This is a genomic window from Tepidimonas thermarum (assembly GCF_007556705.1).
In the GTDB taxonomy this organism is placed as follows: Bacteria; Pseudomonadota; Gammaproteobacteria; order Burkholderiales; family Burkholderiaceae_C; genus Tepidimonas; species Tepidimonas thermarum.
In genome coordinates this window covers 38,686-53,676 of the sequence record NZ_VJOL01000002.1, presented here as the reverse complement: position 1 = coordinate 53,676, position 14,991 = coordinate 38,686, and the positions used below count along the sequence as shown (strand labels likewise).

At 70.6% G+C, this 14,991-nt stretch carries 14 protein-coding genes; 7 read left to right on the top strand and 7 right to left on the bottom strand.

All coding sequences use genetic code 11. The annotated features are described in order from the left end of the window. The 5 genes from Tther_RS01125 to Tther_RS13235 all read left to right on the top strand — a co-directional run bounded on the left by Tther_RS01125 (position 1) and on the right by Tther_RS13235 (position 4,589). Entirely contained in the window at positions 1–840 is an 840-nt protein-coding gene (locus tag Tther_RS01125; RefSeq protein WP_246098850.1) for a cell division protein FtsQ/DivIB, read from the top strand. Between the two features lie 7 nt (positions 841–847). Beyond that, a complete protein-coding gene (gene ftsA, locus Tther_RS01120; protein WP_143900014.1) occupies positions 848–2,077 on the top strand; it encodes a cell division protein FtsA in 1,230 nt (409 codons plus the stop codon). A 21-nt stretch (positions 2,078–2,098) separates the two neighbouring features. Beyond that, positions 2,099–3,343 carry a cell division protein FtsZ gene (gene ftsZ, locus Tther_RS01115; RefSeq protein WP_143900012.1) on the top strand — a complete coding sequence of 415 codons (1,245 nt, stop codon included), beginning with the start codon at positions 2,099–2,101 and terminating at the stop codon, positions 3,341–3,343. A gap of 127 nt (positions 3,344–3,470) precedes the next feature. Continuing rightward, complete coding sequence (lpxC, locus tag Tther_RS01110) at positions 3,471–4,394, top strand: UDP-3-O-acyl-N-acetylglucosamine deacetylase (protein ID WP_143900009.1); 924 nt, start codon at positions 3,471–3,473, stop codon at positions 4,392–4,394. A 21-nt stretch (positions 4,395–4,415) separates the two neighbouring features. Further along, complete coding sequence (locus Tther_RS13235) at positions 4,416–4,589, top strand: hypothetical protein (RefSeq protein WP_185974963.1); 174 nt, start codon at positions 4,416–4,418, stop codon at positions 4,587–4,589. Here Tther_RS13235 and ruvC read toward each other — a convergent pair. The 7 genes from ruvC to Tther_RS01075 form a co-directional block, all read right to left on the bottom strand. Next, positions 4,586–5,134, bottom strand: coding sequence for a crossover junction endodeoxyribonuclease RuvC (gene ruvC, locus Tther_RS01105; RefSeq protein WP_143900007.1), 549 nt, complete (start codon positions 5,132–5,134; stop codon positions 4,586–4,588). The genes Tther_RS13235 and ruvC overlap by 4 nt on opposite strands. 37 nt (positions 5,135–5,171) lie before the next feature. Further along, positions 5,172–5,957 (bottom strand): monofunctional biosynthetic peptidoglycan transglycosylase, encoded by a 786-nt coding sequence (gene mtgA / locus Tther_RS01100; protein ID WP_143899999.1) that lies wholly within the window; start codon positions 5,955–5,957, stop codon positions 5,172–5,174. Positions 5,958–5,965: 8 nt separating this feature from the next. Then, positions 5,966–6,853, bottom strand: a complete 888-nt coding sequence (locus Tther_RS01095; RefSeq protein ID WP_143899997.1) for an energy transducer TonB — start codon at positions 6,851–6,853, stop codon at positions 5,966–5,968. A gap of 23 nt (positions 6,854–6,876) precedes the next feature. Beyond that, entirely contained in the window at positions 6,877–8,949 is a 2,073-nt protein-coding gene (locus Tther_RS01090) for a ribonuclease catalytic domain-containing protein (RefSeq protein WP_143900119.1), read from the bottom strand. 117 nt (positions 8,950–9,066) lie between these two features. Then, on the bottom strand, positions 9,067–9,759 hold the full coding sequence (locus tag Tther_RS01085) for a 7-cyano-7-deazaguanine/7-aminomethyl-7-deazaguanine transporter (RefSeq protein WP_143899995.1): 693 nt from the start codon (positions 9,757–9,759) through the stop codon (positions 9,067–9,069). 200 nt (positions 9,760–9,959) lie between these two features. Next, positions 9,960–11,366, bottom strand: a complete 1,407-nt coding sequence (gene radA, locus Tther_RS01080) for a DNA repair protein RadA (RefSeq protein ID WP_143899993.1) — start codon at positions 11,364–11,366, stop codon at positions 9,960–9,962. Continuing rightward, a complete protein-coding gene (locus Tther_RS01075) occupies positions 11,367–12,092 on the bottom strand; it encodes a YqiA/YcfP family alpha/beta fold hydrolase (RefSeq protein WP_143899991.1) in 726 nt (241 codons plus the stop codon). It lies immediately after the preceding gene. A gap of 24 nt (positions 12,093–12,116) precedes the next feature. Between Tther_RS01075 and rodA the strand changes: the two genes are divergently transcribed. Further along, the gene (gene rodA, locus Tther_RS01070; RefSeq protein ID WP_143899988.1) at positions 12,117–13,274 is read left to right on the top strand and encodes a rod shape-determining protein RodA; all 1,158 of its coding nucleotides are present in this window, start codon (positions 12,117–12,119) and stop codon (positions 13,272–13,274) included. A gap of 47 nt (positions 13,275–13,321) precedes the next feature. Next, on the top strand, positions 13,322–14,791 hold the full coding sequence (gene tldD, locus Tther_RS01065; RefSeq protein ID WP_143899986.1) for a metalloprotease TldD: 1,470 nt from the start codon (positions 13,322–13,324) through the stop codon (positions 14,789–14,791). Positions 14,792–14,991: the final 200 nt, after the last annotated feature.

Genomic DNA, 14,991 nt, shown 5'->3' with positions numbered 1-14,991 from the left:
GTGGCCACCCGCGCCGCTGCCCCCGTCTTGACCGTGCCGGCCGATGTGCGGCTGATGAACGCCGTGGCCAGCGTGCTGCTGGCGCTGGGGGCGTTGGCGGCGGTGGTCGCGCTGGGGGCGTGGGTGGCGCGTCACCCACTGTGGACGTTGCAGCGCATCGAGCTGCGCGGCGACGTGGCGCACCAAAACGCCGTGACCGTGCGTGCGCTGGTCGTGCCCCACCTGCGTGGCACGTTTTTGACGCTGGATCTGGCCGCCGCGCGTGAGCGCTTCGAGGCGCTGCCCTGGGTGCGCGAGGCGGTGGTCGAGCGCCAGTTCCCCAACCGGTTGCGCGTGACCCTGCGCGAGCACGAAGCGCTGGCCTGGTGGGGCGAGCCGGGCGGCGACCGCCTGGTCAGCACGCGCGGCGAGGTGTTCGAGGCCGATGCGGACGATCCGGCCGCCGACCAGTGGAGCACGCTGTCCGGCCCGATCGAGGAGGCCGAGACCGTGGTGTCGATGTACCGCCGCCTGCAGCCGCTGGTCGAGCGCCTGGGGCGCGACATCGGCCGGCTGGAGCTTACCCGGCGCGGCAGCTGGCGCCTGACGCTGGACAGCGGGGCGCCGATCGAGCTCGGCCGCGGCGACGCCGAAGCCATCGAGCGGTTGCAGCGCTTCGTCACCACCCAGGCCGCGCTGCGCGCGCGCTACGGCCCGCGCGACATCGTGCACGCTGACCTGCGCTACCCCAACGGCTACGCGCTGCAGCTGCGCGGCGTCATGACCCAACCCGACCTGCCACCGGAGCGGCGCGCGGCGGCGCGCCCGGCGGCGTCGACACCCCCCACCCCTTCCCGCTGAACGCATCATGGCCAAGGAATACAAGGACATCGTGGTTGGACTCGACATCGGCACCGCCAAGATCATGGTGGTGGTGGCCGAGGTCCTGCCAGGCGGCGACCTCAAGCTCGCCGGCCTGGGCGTGGCGCCCAGCAGCGGCCTCAAGCGCGGCGTCGTCGTCAACATCGACGCCACCGTCGCCAGCATCCAGCAGGCGCTCAAGGAGGCCGAGCTGATGGCCGACTGCCGCATCGCGCGCGTCTACACCGGCATCACGGGCAGCCACATCCGCGGGCTGAATTCGCAGGGCATGGTGGCGATCAAGGACCGCGAGGTCAGCCCGGCCGACGTGGCGCGCGTCATCGAAACCGCCAAGGCGATCAACATCTCCACCGACCAGCGCCTGCTGCTGGTGGAGCCGCAGGAGTTCATCATCGACGGCCAGGAGGTCAAAGAGCCGATCGGCATGAGCGGCATCCGTCTCGAGGCCAAGGTGCACATCGTCACCGGGGCGCAAAGCGCGGCGGAAAACATCCTCAAGTGCGTGCGCCGCTGCGGGCTGGAGGTGGACCAGCTCATGCTCAACCCGCTGGCGGCGGCGCAGGCGGTGTTGACCGAGGACGAAAAAGAGCTGGGTGTGGCGCTGGTGGACATCGGCGCGGGCACGACCGATGTGGCGATTTTTGCCGGCGGGGCGATTCGCCACACGGCGGCGATTCCGATCGCGGGCGATCTGATCACCAACGACATCGCCATGGCGCTGCGCACCCCCACCAAGGATGCGGAGGACATCAAGGTCGACAGCGGCTGCGCCAAGCAACTGCTGGCCGACCCCGATCAGCAGGTCGAGGTGCCCGGGCTGGGCGACCGCGGGCCGCGGCTGCTCAGCCGCCAGGCGCTCGCCGGCGTCATCGAGCCGCGCGTGGAGGAGATCTTCGCGCTGGTGCAGCAGGTGATCCGCGAGTCCGGCTGCGAGGAGCTGCTCTCCAGCGGCATCGTGCTGACCGGCGGCAGCGCCGTCATGCCGGGCATGGTCGAGCTCGGCGAGGACATTTTTCTCAAGCCCGTGCGGCGCGGCGTGCCCAAGTACGCCGGCGCCCTGGGTGACATGGTCGCGCAGCCGCGCGCGGCCACGGTGATGGGTTTGCTCGAGGAGGCGCGCCTGGCGCGCCTGCGCGGGCAGAAGGTGGCGCAAAAGGCGGGTTCGGTCGGGGGCCTGCTGACGCGCGTCAAAGAGTGGTTTGTCGGCAACTTTTAACAACCAGGCAAGGAGCGTTCCATGAGCATCGAAATGATCGAGGTCGAAGAGTTCAACCGGGGCACGCAGATCAAGGTGATCGGCGTGGGCGGCGGCGGCAGCAACGCCGTCGAGCACATGATCCAGTCGCACGTGCAGGGCGTGGAGTTCATCTGCGCCAACACCGACGCGCAGGCGCTGGCGCGCTCGTCGGCGCACCGCCTCATCCAGCTCGGCCGCACCGGCCTGGGGGCGGGCAGCAAGCCCGACAAAGGCCGCGAGGCGGCGTTGATGGCCGAGGACGACATCCGCGCGGCCATCGACGGCGCGCACATGCTGTTCATCACCGCCGGCATGGGCGGCGGCACCGGCACGGGCGCGGCGCCGGTGATCGCCAAGATGGCCAAGGAGATGGGCATCCTGACCGTGGGCGTGGTGACCAAGCCGTTCGACTGGGAAGGCGGCCGGCGCATGGCCAACGCCGAAGAAGGGCTGGCCGAGCTCGAGCAAAACGTCGATTCGCTCATCGTCGTGCTCAACGACAAACTGCACGAGGAACTGGGCGAGGACGTGACCCAGGACGAGGCCTTTGCCGCCGCCAACGACGTGCTCAAAAACGCGGTGGGCGGCATTGCCGAGATCATCAACGTCGAAGCGCTGGTCAACGTCGACTTCGAAGACGTGCGCACCGTCATGGGTGAGCCGGGCAAGGCCATGATGGGCACCGCAGTGGCCAGCGGGCCGGACCGCGCCCGCATCGCCGCCGAGCAAGCGGTGGCCTGCCCGCTGCTGGAGGGCGTGGACATGCGCGGCGCCAAGGGCGTGCTGGTGCTCATCAGCGCGGCCAAGGGCTCGCTCAAGCTGTCCGAGTCCAAGCTGGCGATGAACACCATCCGCGCCTTCGCCGCGCCGGACGCGCACGTCATCTACGGCACCGCCTACGACGAGTCGCTGGGCGATGCGCTGCGTGTGACCGTGGTGGCTACGGGCCTCAACCGCAACGGCCAGCGCCAGCCGCTGACGGTGGTGCAGTCCCAGCCGAACCAGGGGCTGCGCACCGGCACCGACAACATGCCCTTCATCCCCACGCTGCGTGAGCCGGCGGCGGGCGCTGGCGCTGCGGCCCCGGCAGCGGGCGCGGCCGGGCTGGGCAACGCCGGTTTGCACCCCAACGTGCCGCGCGTGTGGGTGACGGGCCGCAGCGCCGCGTCGCGCGTCGAGGCGCTGGCCTCCAGCGGCATGGACGACTTCGAGATTCCGGCCTTCCTGCGCAAGCAAGCCGACTGACGCCCACCCGCCTGGAACGCCGCCAGCGGCCCGTTTTGCCGACGCGGGCCGCTGGCACTGCCGACCCCGTGCGGGCTTTGCCGCGCTCCGCCAGCGCGCCAGCGCCCCCGCACCTACAATTGCCGACATGATTGCGCAACGGACCCTCAAGACCCTCACCCGCGCCGTGGGCGTTGGCCTGCACAGCGGTGAGCGGGTCGAGCTCACGCTGCGCCCGGCGGCGCCCGATACGGGCATCGTCTTTCGCCGCGTCGACCTGGCCGAGCCGGTCGACATTCCCGTCAGTGCCACGGCCGTGTCCGACACACGGCTGGCGTCCACACTGTCGCGCGACGGTGTGCGCGTGCACACCGTCGAGCACCTCATGAGCGCCTGCGCGGGGCTGGGCATCGACAACCTGATCATCGACATCACCGCCGAGGAGGTGCCCATCCTCGATGGCTCGGCGGCGTCGTTCGTGTATTTGCTGCTCAGCGCCGGCATCGAGCTGCAGCGCGCGCCGCGCCGTTTTCTGCGCGTCAAGCGCCCGGTCGAGGTGCGCGAGGGCGAGGGCCGCACGCTCAAGTGGGCGCGGCTGGAGCCCTACCACGGCTTCAAGCTGCGCTTTCAAATCGAGTTCGACCACCCCGCGGTCAGCGCCACCGGCCAGTGTGTGGAGTTCGACCTGGGCAGTGGCCAGTACGCGCGCGAAATCGCGCGTGCACGCACGTTTGGCTTTACCCGCGACGTCGAGCACATGCGCGCGCAGGGTCTGGCGCTGGGTGGCGGGCTGGACAACGCCATCGTGCTCGACGACGTCAAAGTGCTCAACGCCGACGGTCTGCGCTACGACGACGAGTTTGCCAAGCACAAGATTTTGGACGCCATGGGCGACCTCTACCTGGTCGGACGGCCGCTGCTGGCCGCCTACAGCGCTTACCGCAGCGGCCACGCCCTCAACAACCAACTGCTGCGCGCGCTGCTGGCCCAGCCCGATGCGGCGGAAATCGTCACCTTCGAAGACGACGCACGCGCCCCGCACGGATTTGCGCAGCTGGCGCTGGCGCGCTGAACCACCCGGTGGGAGGGCGCGATGTTCCTGTTTCGCTTTGCGATGTTTGCGCTGCTGGGCGCCAGCGCCCTGTGCTTCGCGTTCTACTTGGGCACCGGGCGCAGGCACTACCTGCGCTGGGGCATGGCGGTGCTCAAGTGGACGGTGGTGGCGGCGCTGGGCTTTTTTGCTGTGCTCATGCTCAGCCGCATCTAGTAGCTGCGCCCGTCCTTGTAGGCGGCGTGGGTGCGCGCACGCAGCGGCGCCACCCGGCTGATGGCCTGGGTGGTGCGCGCCACCTGCGCGTGGGTGATGCACAGGCCCAGCGCGTCGGCGGCGTCCTTGCCCGGCAGGCCGGGCAGGTCCAGCAGCCGGCGCACCATCTCCTGCACCTGGCTTTTGTGCGCCTTGCCGTAGCCCACCACGGCTTTTTTGAGCTGCAGCGCGGTGTACTCGGCCACCGGCAGGTCGTTGGCCACCAGCGCCGTCAGACAACAACCGCGTGCCTGGCCCAGGATCAGCGTGGCTTGCGGGTTGACGTTGACGAAGACGATTTCGAGCGCCGCCACCGTGGGCTGGTAGCGCCGCACCACCTCGCCGATGCCATCGAACAGCGTGCGCAGGCGCTGCGGCAGCAGCGCGCCGTCGTCTGGGCTGGTGCGGATGGTGCCGCTGGCCACGTAGCGCAGCCGCGGGCCGTCCACGTCCACCACGCCAAAGCCGGTGGCCGTCAGGCCAGGGTCGATGCCAAGGATGCGCATGGGCCCGATCTTATGCGCGCGCCGCGGCCGTGGCGCCTCACGGCACCCGCACCGCCCCCATGCGCGCCAGGATGGTGTGTGCACGCCCGCTCAGGTAGGCCGATTGCAGGGCCCGCGCGTACCGTTTGGGCGCCGGCAGCAGCACCGCCAACCGCGCGGCTTCGGCGGCGTTCAGGCGCGCGGCGGGTTTGCCAAAGTAGCGCTGGGCCGCCGCCTCGGCGCCAAACACGCCTTCCCCCCACTCGACGGTGTTGAGATAGAGCTCCAGGATGCGGCGTTTGTCGAGCAGCGCCTCCAGCGCCCAGGTCAGCAGCAGCTCCTGCCCCTTGCGCCAGAGCGTGCGCTCGCCCGAGAGCAGCAGGTTTTTGGCCAGCTGCTGGGTGATGGTGGAGCCGCCCACCAGGCGCGCCGGCCGCACGTGGCCATCGCCGCCGCGGCGCTGCGCCTGCTGGCGTTCGTTGCGCGCGCGTGCGGCGCGCACGGCGTCCCAGTCCACCCCAAAGTGGTCCACGAAGCCGGCATCCTCCGCCGCGATGACGGCGCGGCGCAGGTGCGGCGATATCGCCTCGTACGGCACCCAGCGCTGGCGCCACTGCCCAAGCCCCGTGCCCGCGGTCAGCAGCCGCCAGGCCTCGGAGCGCTGGAACGCGGAGCTGTGCGGGTCCACCGCCGCCATGAGGGCGATGCGCAGCACGAAGAACAACTGCAGCGCCAGGGCCGCCGCCAGCGTCCAGCCGATCCATGCCAGCACGCCCCGCCACCCGCGGCTGGGGCGGGCGGCGGCAGGTGGCGTGGTGGCGGGGCGGCGCGCTCGGCTGGGCATGGCGTGCCTCAACGCTCGGGCGGCGTTGCGCCCAGTTGGGTTTGCAGCCCGGCCTCGCGCGTGAAGCGAAAGCGCGACACCACCACGATCTGGTCGGCGCGCTGGCGCATGGCCTCGTTGAAGCGCGCAAACTGCAGGCTGCGCACGATGGCTTCGGCGCGGCTGTCCAGGTAGGCGTTGCCGGAGCCCTGCACCACCTCGGTGGCGAGCACGCGCCCGTCGTGGTTGACGGTGATGGCCATGGTCAGCTCGCCATACAGCTTGCGCCCGCCCTGCTCGGGGAATTGCGCCGTGCCGCGGTCTTCGATGCGTCGGCGCAGCTCATCGTAGTACAGCGCGTAGACCGCCTCCCGCGTGGCGGGGCTGATGTAGCGCTTGCGCGGGCGGGCGTTTTCTTCGTTGATGCGCTTTTCGATTTCGGCCAGCGTCTTGATCAGGGCCTGGCGGCGTTCCTCGCGCGACTGGGCCTGCTGGTCGGCCTCGGTTGGCTGCGGCGCGCTCAGGCGCGCGATCTCCTGGCGCAGCTGGGCCAGCAGGCGGTTTTGCCGCTCTTTCATGGCCTCGATGCGCTGCTCCTCCTCGTCCAGGGTGTCGCCGGGGCGCATCACCATGGCGGGCGGCAGTGGCGAGGTGGCGCGCCCGCGCTCGGCGTCACCACCCCCGGCCAGGTTGGCCTGCGCGATGGCCTGCGGCCGCTCGGGGGCGCGTTCGCCGCGCGCGTTGACCAGGATCACCTCCAGCGGCGTGTCCTGCAGCACACGTTGCGGCTGCAGCGCGGGCACGAAGCGGATGGTCAGCACCGCGGCGTGCACCGCCACCGACAGCGCCAGCGCCCAGGGCAGCGGGTCCGCGCGCCAACGCGCGGGCAGGGGGGCGAGAACGCGGCTGGCGACCATGGGCGGCTCGCGCGGGCGCAGCGCTACGGGGTGGGCGTGGGGGCCGCGGTGCCGGCGTCGGGCTCCGCTTCGTCCACCGCCACCGCCACGGTCAGCGGCGCGGCCAGCGGGTCGTCGGCCTCGCCTTCGAGGGTGTCCTCGGTGTCGGCGACGGCCTCGACTCCGCCCAGGCGTTCGAGCACCGTGCCGGTTACCTCCAGGGTCAGCTCGTCGATCGTGCCCAGGCGCACGCGCACGCGCTCGCCGCGCTGCAGGCCCTCGGTGCCCAGTGCCGCCAGCACCAGCGGCAGCGTCTCGGCGCGCACCAGGTTGTCCTTGAGGTAGGCGGCCTCCAGCTCGGTGATACCCTGCTGGCGCAGGTAGCGCAGCGTCCAGTAGCGCTCCATGGCGTGCTGAAACTGGCCGTAGGCGGTGTAGGCGGCGTCGAACGCGCTGATGATCGCCAGCAGGGCCGCGTCTTTGGGCTTGAACGGCGCCGCCAGCGCCGCCGTGGCGCCGTGGCGCGCGCAGGCGATGATTTGCCACTGGTTGACCAAATCGGTGTAGCGGCGCAGGGGCGAGGTGCTCCAGGCGTAGCACGGCACGCCGATGCCGGCGTGCGGCAGCGCTTTGGTGCCCATGCGCACTTTGATGCCCGGGGCCAGAGACGCCTGGCTGCGGTAGATGCCGGGCACACCCAGGTCGGCCAGCCAGCGCCCCCAGTGGCTGTTGGCCAGGATCATCGCCTCGGCAACGATCAGGTCCAGCGGCGCGCCGCGCGCGCGCGTGCCGATGACGACCGTCTCCTCCCCGGTGGGGCCGTCGGCGCCCACGCCCTCGAGCCGAAAGGTGTAGTCCGGGCGCGTGAAGGTTTCGGGCCGGCCGCGCACCGCTTCGCGCCGCGCTTTGCAGGCCTGCGCCAAGCGCCACAAAAAGGCCAGCTGCGGCCGCAGCGCCGCCACCTCGTCCGGCAGCTCGGCCGTGGCTGGCGCGGTCGGGTCCTCCAGCCAAGCTGCGGTGATGGCGGCGTCGATCTGGTCGTGGCGCAGGTTGTGCGCAATCGGCACGCGCTCGATGCGGGTTTGCGCGTCGCGGATCTCCAGCGTTGCTTCGTCCACGCGCAGGTAGAGCGACACCGCCGGCCGCGCCCCGCCGGCTTGGAGCGTATAGCCCTGCACCACCGCATCGGGCAGCATGGTGATTTTGTGCCCGGGCATGTAGACCGTAGACAGCCGCTCGCGCGCCACGCGGTCGAGCGCGCTGTCGGGCGTGATGGCCAGGCCCGGCGCGGCGATGTGGATGCCCAGCGTGACGCTGCCGCTGCCCAGTCCCTGGACGCTGAGCGCGTCGTCGATTTCCGTCGTGCTCGAGTCGTCGATCGAAAACGCCGCGACCCCGGCTGCCAGCGGCAACTCCTCGCCAATGGCCGGCGCTGCCAGCGCAGGGAAGCCCGTGCCGCGCGGAAAGTATTCGTGCAAAAAGCGCTGCCAGTGAAACTGGTAGGCGCTGGTGATGGCACCGGCGCGTTGCAGCAGCGCCAGTGGGGACAGGTGCGTTTCGCGCGCGGCGTGCACCACCGCTTTGTATTCGGGGGCGTTTTTGTCGGGCTTGAACAGGATGCGGTAGAGCTGCGCGCGCACCGGTTCGGGGCAGCGGCCGGCCACCAGCTCCGCGGCCCAGGCGTCGATCTGCGCTTGCACGGCCTGCTTGCGCGCGATGGCGGCCAGCGCCTGCTGCAGCACCTCGGCGGACGCCTTGCGGTAGCGTCCCTTGCCAGCGCGGCGGAAGTAGTGCGGCGCGTCGTGCAGCCGCAGCAGCATGGCCAGTTGCTGCACCAGCGTCGCGCCCGCGCCAAAGTACTCCTGCGCCAGCGCGTCGAAGCCAAACTCGTCTTCGGGGGCAAATTCCCACGCCAGGTCGAGGTCGATCTCCGCCGCCAGCGCCGCTGCTTGCGGCAGCAGCACCGCCGGCGCCGGTTGGTCGAAGGTCAGCAACACATGGGCGGCCTTGACCTTGAGCCGCTTGCCCGACTCCAGCTCGATCTGGTGCGAGGCTTCGGCCGACGACAACACACGGCCGGCTTGCAGCTTGCCGGCCTCTTCAAACAAGGCAAACAACGTGGGCGCTTTCATACGGGCGGGCGCCGCACACGGCGCCACACCGGTTCGTGGGACATCGAGCCCCGAGTGTACCGATTCGACCGGCCGCCGCGAGCGCCGCAGAGGGCAGGCCGCTCAGGCCACCCGGGCCAACGGCGCGCTGGGCAGCCGCCGCAGCAGCGCGCGCAACGCCGCGCCGTACAGGGGCAGCAGCGCTGCCAGGCTAAACACCAACTTGGTCGCGTAGTCCAGTGCCGCGATTTCCACCCAGTGCGCCGCCATGAACGCGTCGGGGCTGCGCCAAAACGCCGCCGCAAAGAAGACGAACGTGTCGATCAGACTGCCCACCACGGTGGAGGCGGCTGGCGCCAGCCACCATTGCGGCCGGCGACGCAAGCGTGCAAAGACGGCGATGTCGGTCAGCTGCCCCACCACGTACGCCACAAAGCTGGCCAGCGCGATGCGGGCCACGAAGGTGTTGAACTGCCCGAGTTGCGCCCAACCGGCAAACGCGCCATCGACGAACAACACCGACACCCCATACGATGCCAGCAGCGCCGGCACCATGACGCGCGCGACCACGCGCCGCGCCACCACGGGTCCGAGCAGGCGCACGGTCAGGTCGGTCAGCACGAACACCAGCGGAAACGTAAACGCCCCCCAGGTGGTGTGCAGGCCAGCGAGCTCGAACGGCCATTGCACCAGCACATTGCTGGCGATGATCACCGCCACGTGCAGCAAGGCCAGCACGGCGATGGCGCGTGGCAGCGCTTCGGGGGGCAGAGGGTGGGTGGGCGACGCCGCGGGCGCCGCAACAGGAGAGGCCATGGACGATCCTTTTTGGTCAGTGGGGTAAGGGAACCCACGCCGGCTTGCACGCCGGCTGGAGGTCAAGGAGCGATAGTGTATCGCCCCCGCACTTGCGTGCACGCCGCAGGCGTCAGCCCTGGCCTGAAAATTCGGCAGATTGACGTCGGCTCAATGTTGACCTGGGCCCGCTTGGCGCACGGGGGCGCGCGGGCCACCCGTCATGCCAACCCGCGCACCACCTCCAACGCCTCTTCGATCCGCTCCACCCCGTGCAGCCGCAGTCCCTCGGTGGCGCGCACGAACGCTGCGTCGGGCTTGCGCGGCAGGTTGGCCTTGGGCACCACAGCCGCTGCCATGCCGAGTTTGGCGGCTTCCTTGAGGCGCTCCTGCCCGCGCTGCGCGGGGCGCACCTCGCCTGCCAGTCCCACCTCGCCAAAGGCAACGAAGCCGCGCGGCAGTGGCTTGCCGCGCAGGCTGCTGGTCACCGCCAGTAGCACCGCCAGGTCCGCGGCCGGCTCGGCGATGCGCACGCCCCCCACCGCGTTGACGAACACATCCTGGTCCCCGGTGGCGATCCCCGCGTGCCGGTGCAGCACGGCCAGCAGCATGGCCAGCCGGTCGCGCTCCAGCCCCACGGACAGGCGCCGCGGCGCCGGACCGCCCGCGTCCACCAGCGCCTGCACCTCCACCAGCAGCGGGCGCGTGCCCTCCAGCGTGGCCAGCACGCAGCTGCCCGGCACGGGCTCGCGGTGCTGGCTCAAAAAGAGCGCGCTGGGGTTGCCCACGCCCTTGAGGCCGCGCTCGGTCATGGCAAAGACCCCCAGCTCGCTGACCGCGCCGAAGCGGTTTTTGATCGCCCGCACGAGGCGAAAGCTGCTGTGCGCGTCCCCTTCGAAATAGAGCACCGTATCGACCATGTGCTCCAGCACGCGTGGGCCGGCCAGCGCCCCATCTTTGGTGACGTGGCCCACCAGCACCAGCGTGGTGCCGCTGTCCTTGGCCGTGCGCGTGAGCAGCGCGGCGCACTCGCGCACCTGCGCCACCGAACCGGGCGCGGAGCTGAGCTGATCGGTGTAGACGGTCTGGATCGAGTCGATCACGGCGACCGCCGGGCGCTGTTGCTGCAGCGTGGCCAAGATGGCCTCGAGCCGGATTTCGGCCAGCACCGGCACCTGGCTGTCGCCCAGGCCGAGCCGGCGCGCGCGCAGCGCCACCTGGGCGCCGCTTTCCTCGCCGGTGACGTACAGCGTGGGCAGCCCGGCGCGTTGCAGCGCGTCGAGCGCTTGCAGCAGCAGCGTGGATTTGCCGATGCCCGGGTCGCCGCCGATGAGCACCACGGCGCCCGGCACCACGCCGCCGCCCAGCACACGATCGAGCTCGGCCAGGCCGGTGGGGGTGCGCGCCACGTCGGCCGCTTCGATGTCGGCCAGCCGCGCCAGCGACCCTGGCGCCGCCAGCCCCTGGTGCAGCGCGCTCAGACGCCCGCGTGCCCCGGCAGCGGGTTCGGGGGCGCTCAGCGTTTCTTCCAGCGTGTTCCAGGCGCCGCAATGCGGGCAGCGCCCGTGCCAGCGCGGCGTGCTGCCGCCGCAAGCGCGGCAGAGGTAGAGCGTGCGGTCTTTGGGCATTCAGTCGATGTCGGGCAGGTCGGGCGCGTCGTCCAGCAGGCCGCGGGGCAGGTCGCGCCGCCGGCGCAGGACGGTGGGTTGGCGGCTCACGCGTCGGCGGCCGGCGTGGCGGTCGCCGCACGCCAGCCCCAGATGCGCCAGCAGCACCGGCAGGTGGGCATCGAAGTCGCTCAGGGCATGGTCGCTGCCAGGCACGATGTGGTGGTGGCTGCCGGGGTAGCGCGCCACCATCTCGCGCCAATCCAGCACCTCATCGCCGGTGGCGGCGATCAGCAGCGCCCGCTCGGGGTGGGGCAGCGCACCCACGGCCAGCGCGCGCAGCTCGTCCACGTATTCGGGGCGGAAGAAGATGCGCTCGGCCGGGTCGTGCCAGACCGGGTGTTCGCCGATGTGGCGTGCCAGATCACGCGCGGGGTCGATGGCCGGGTTGATCAACACCGCGCGGCAGCCCCGCAGCGCCGCCAGCCGCGTTGCATAAAAACCGCCCAGCGACGAGCCGACCACGGCCATCGTCGGGGTGGGCCAATGCGCCGCCGTGGCCTCGAGGAGGGCAAAGGCTTCGGCCGGGCTGGCCGGCAGCTGGGGGCAGGCCCAATGCACCTGTGGGTGGTGGGCGGCCAGGTGCGCAGCCAGCCGCTGCGCCTTGAACGAGCGCGGGCTGGAGCGAAAGCCGTGCGCATACAGCACGTGGGTGACGGGGGTGGTGACCGACGCGTGGACATCCATGGCGCGCAGGATAATCCAAGCGCCATGGCCGTCGTCATCGAAAAACCTCCGTTGCTGCGTCGCCTCGCGCCGCTCGTGCGCGGCTACGACGGGCAGTTTTTGCTTGCGGTGGCGCTGCTGGCGCTCATCGGGCAGGTGGTCATGTACTCGGTGGCGTACGACATTCCCGGCCGCTACGCCGACCATGCGCGCAACCTGCTCATCGCCACTGGCGTCATGCTGGTGGTGTCGCAGATCCCGCCGCAGCGGCTGCAAGCCCTGGCGGTGCCCGTCTACGCCGCTGGCGTGACGCTGTTGGTGGCGGTGGCGCTGTTTGGCGTGACGCGCAAGGGTGCCCAGCGGTGGCTGGATCTGGGCCTGTTTTCCGTGCAGCCCAGCGAGCTGATGAAGATCGCCATGCCGCTGATGCTGGCGTGGTGGTTTCAGCACCGCGAGGGGCGCCTGGGCGCGCGCGACTTCGTGGCCGCCGCCGCGTTGCTGGTCGTCCCCGTCGGGCTCATCCTCAAGCAGCCCGACTTGGGCACGGCGTTGCTGGTGCTGGCGTCAGGCCTGTTCGTGATTTTTTTGGCCGGGCTGAGCTGGAAACTGATCCTGCCCCCGCTGGTGCTGGGGGGCATCGGCGTGGTCACGTTGATCGTGATGGAGCCGCAGTGGTGCGCGCCGGGCGTGGACTGGGTGGTGCTGCACGAGTACCAGCGCCAGCGCGTGTGCACGCTGCTGGACCCGACGCGCGACCCGCTGGGCAAAGGCTTCCACACCCTGCAGGGGATGATTGCCATCGGCGCGGGCGGTCTGTGGGGCAAGGGCTTCATGGCGGGCACGCAGACGCACCTGGATTTCGTGCCCGAGCGCAGCACCGACTTCATCTTTGCCTCGTTTGCCGAAGAATTTGGCTTTGTGGGCGTGCTGCTGCTGTTGGCTGCCTACGGCTACTTCATCGTGCGCGGCATGCTCCTTGCAGCCGCCGCGTCCACCCTGTTTGGCCGGCTGCTGGCCGGGGCACTGATCCTGGTGCAGTTCGTCTACGCCTTCGTCAACATGGGCATGGTCAGCGGCATTCTGCCGGTGGTGGGCGTGCCGTTGCCCTTCCTGAGCTACGGCGGCACGGCCATGGTCACGCTGGGCGCCAGCCTGGGCATGATGCTGTCGGTGGGGCGGTACAAACGCTTGGTGCCGGGTTGAGGACGGACGGCGCAGCGCATTGGGCCGCGCCTGCCTACAATGCCTGCATGATCGCTGTCGAACCGACCCTGGAGCGCCTGGCCACGGCGCGTTCCCTGCTGCTCGAACCCTACGGCCTGGACGAGGGCCACCTGCGCCGCGCGCTCTCGGCCATCATGGCGCCGGGGGTCGATGACGCCGACCTGTATTTCCAGTACACGCGCAGCGAGGGCTGGAGCCTGGAGGAGGGTATCGTCAAGACCGGCAGCTTCAGCATCGACCAGGGCGTTGGCGTGCGCGCGGTCAGCGGCGACAAGACGGCCTTCGCCTACTCCGACGACCTGTCGTGGGCCGCGCTGCGTGAGGCGGCCGAGAGCGTGCGCGCCATCGGACGGCAAGGCGGCAGCCAGCGCGCCAACCTGCGCCGCACGCGGCGCACGGCGGTGGCGCCCTCGCGCCAGCTCTACGCCGCCCACGACCCGATCGGCACGCTCGACAGCGCGGCCAAGGTGGCGCTGCTGCAGCGCATCGAGCAGATGGCGCGCGCACGCGACCCGCGCATCGTGCAGGTGATGGCGGGGCTGGCCGCCGAATACGACGTGGTGCTGGTGGCGCGCGCCGACGGTGTGCTGGCCGCCGACGTGCGTCCGCTGGTGCGGCTGTCGCTGACGGTGATCGCGCAGCAGGGTGAGCGGCGCGAGGTGGGTACCGCCGGCGGCGGCGGGCGCATGGGCTTGGCGTATTTCGACGACGCCGTCCTGACGCGCTACGTGGATGAGGCGGTGCAGGCGGCGCTGACCAACCTCGAGTCGCGCCCTGCGCCGGCGGGCGAAATGACGGTCGTGCTGGGGCCGGGCTGGCCCGGCGTGCTGCTGCACGAGGCGGTGGGCCATGGGTTGGAGGGCGACTTCAACCGCAAGGGCTCCAGCGCCTTTGCCGGGCGCATCGGCGAGCGCGTGGCGGCCAAGGGCGTCACGGTGCTGGACGATGGCACGCTCGAGGGCCGGCGCGGCTCGCTCAACGTGGACGACGAGGGCTGCGCCAGCCAGCGCAACGTGCTCATCGAAGACGGCATCTTGCGCGGCTACCTGCAGGACCGGCTCAATGCGCGCCTCATGGGCGTGGCGCCAACCGGCAACGGCCGCCGCGAAAGCTACGCCCACCTGCCCATGCCGCGCATGACCAACACCTACATGCTGGCGGGCGAGCACGACCCGCAGGAGATCGTCGCCAGCGTGCGCCGCGGGCTCTACGCCACTCAGTTTGGCGGTGGGCAGGTGGACATCACCAGCGGCAAGTTTGTCTTTTCGGCCAGCAGCGCGTGGTGGGTGGAAAACGGCCGTCTGCTCTACCCAGTCAAAGGTGCGACCCTCATCGGCAGCGGGCCCGAGGCGCTCAAGCGCATCGTGATGATCGGCAACGACCTGGCCCTCGACAGCGGGGTGGGCACCTGCGGCAAAGAGGGGCAAAGCGTCCCCGTCGGGGTTGGACAGCCCACGCTGCGGCTGGACGGCCTGACCGTGGGGGGCACGGCCTGAGCGCCGTGTTGCGCGCAGGCCACGCACGCCGGGCACCATGTCAGCATCCTGTCATGCAAGCTGTGTTAGAGTGAAGCCCATGCACAAGCGCGGCTTTTACTTTGGCTACTTTTGGTTCTCACGCGTCACCGACGGCAGAGAGGTCTGAAAGCGCCCCAGCAAAAGCCCCTGAACTCGAAACCGTCGGTCCCCACCGGCGG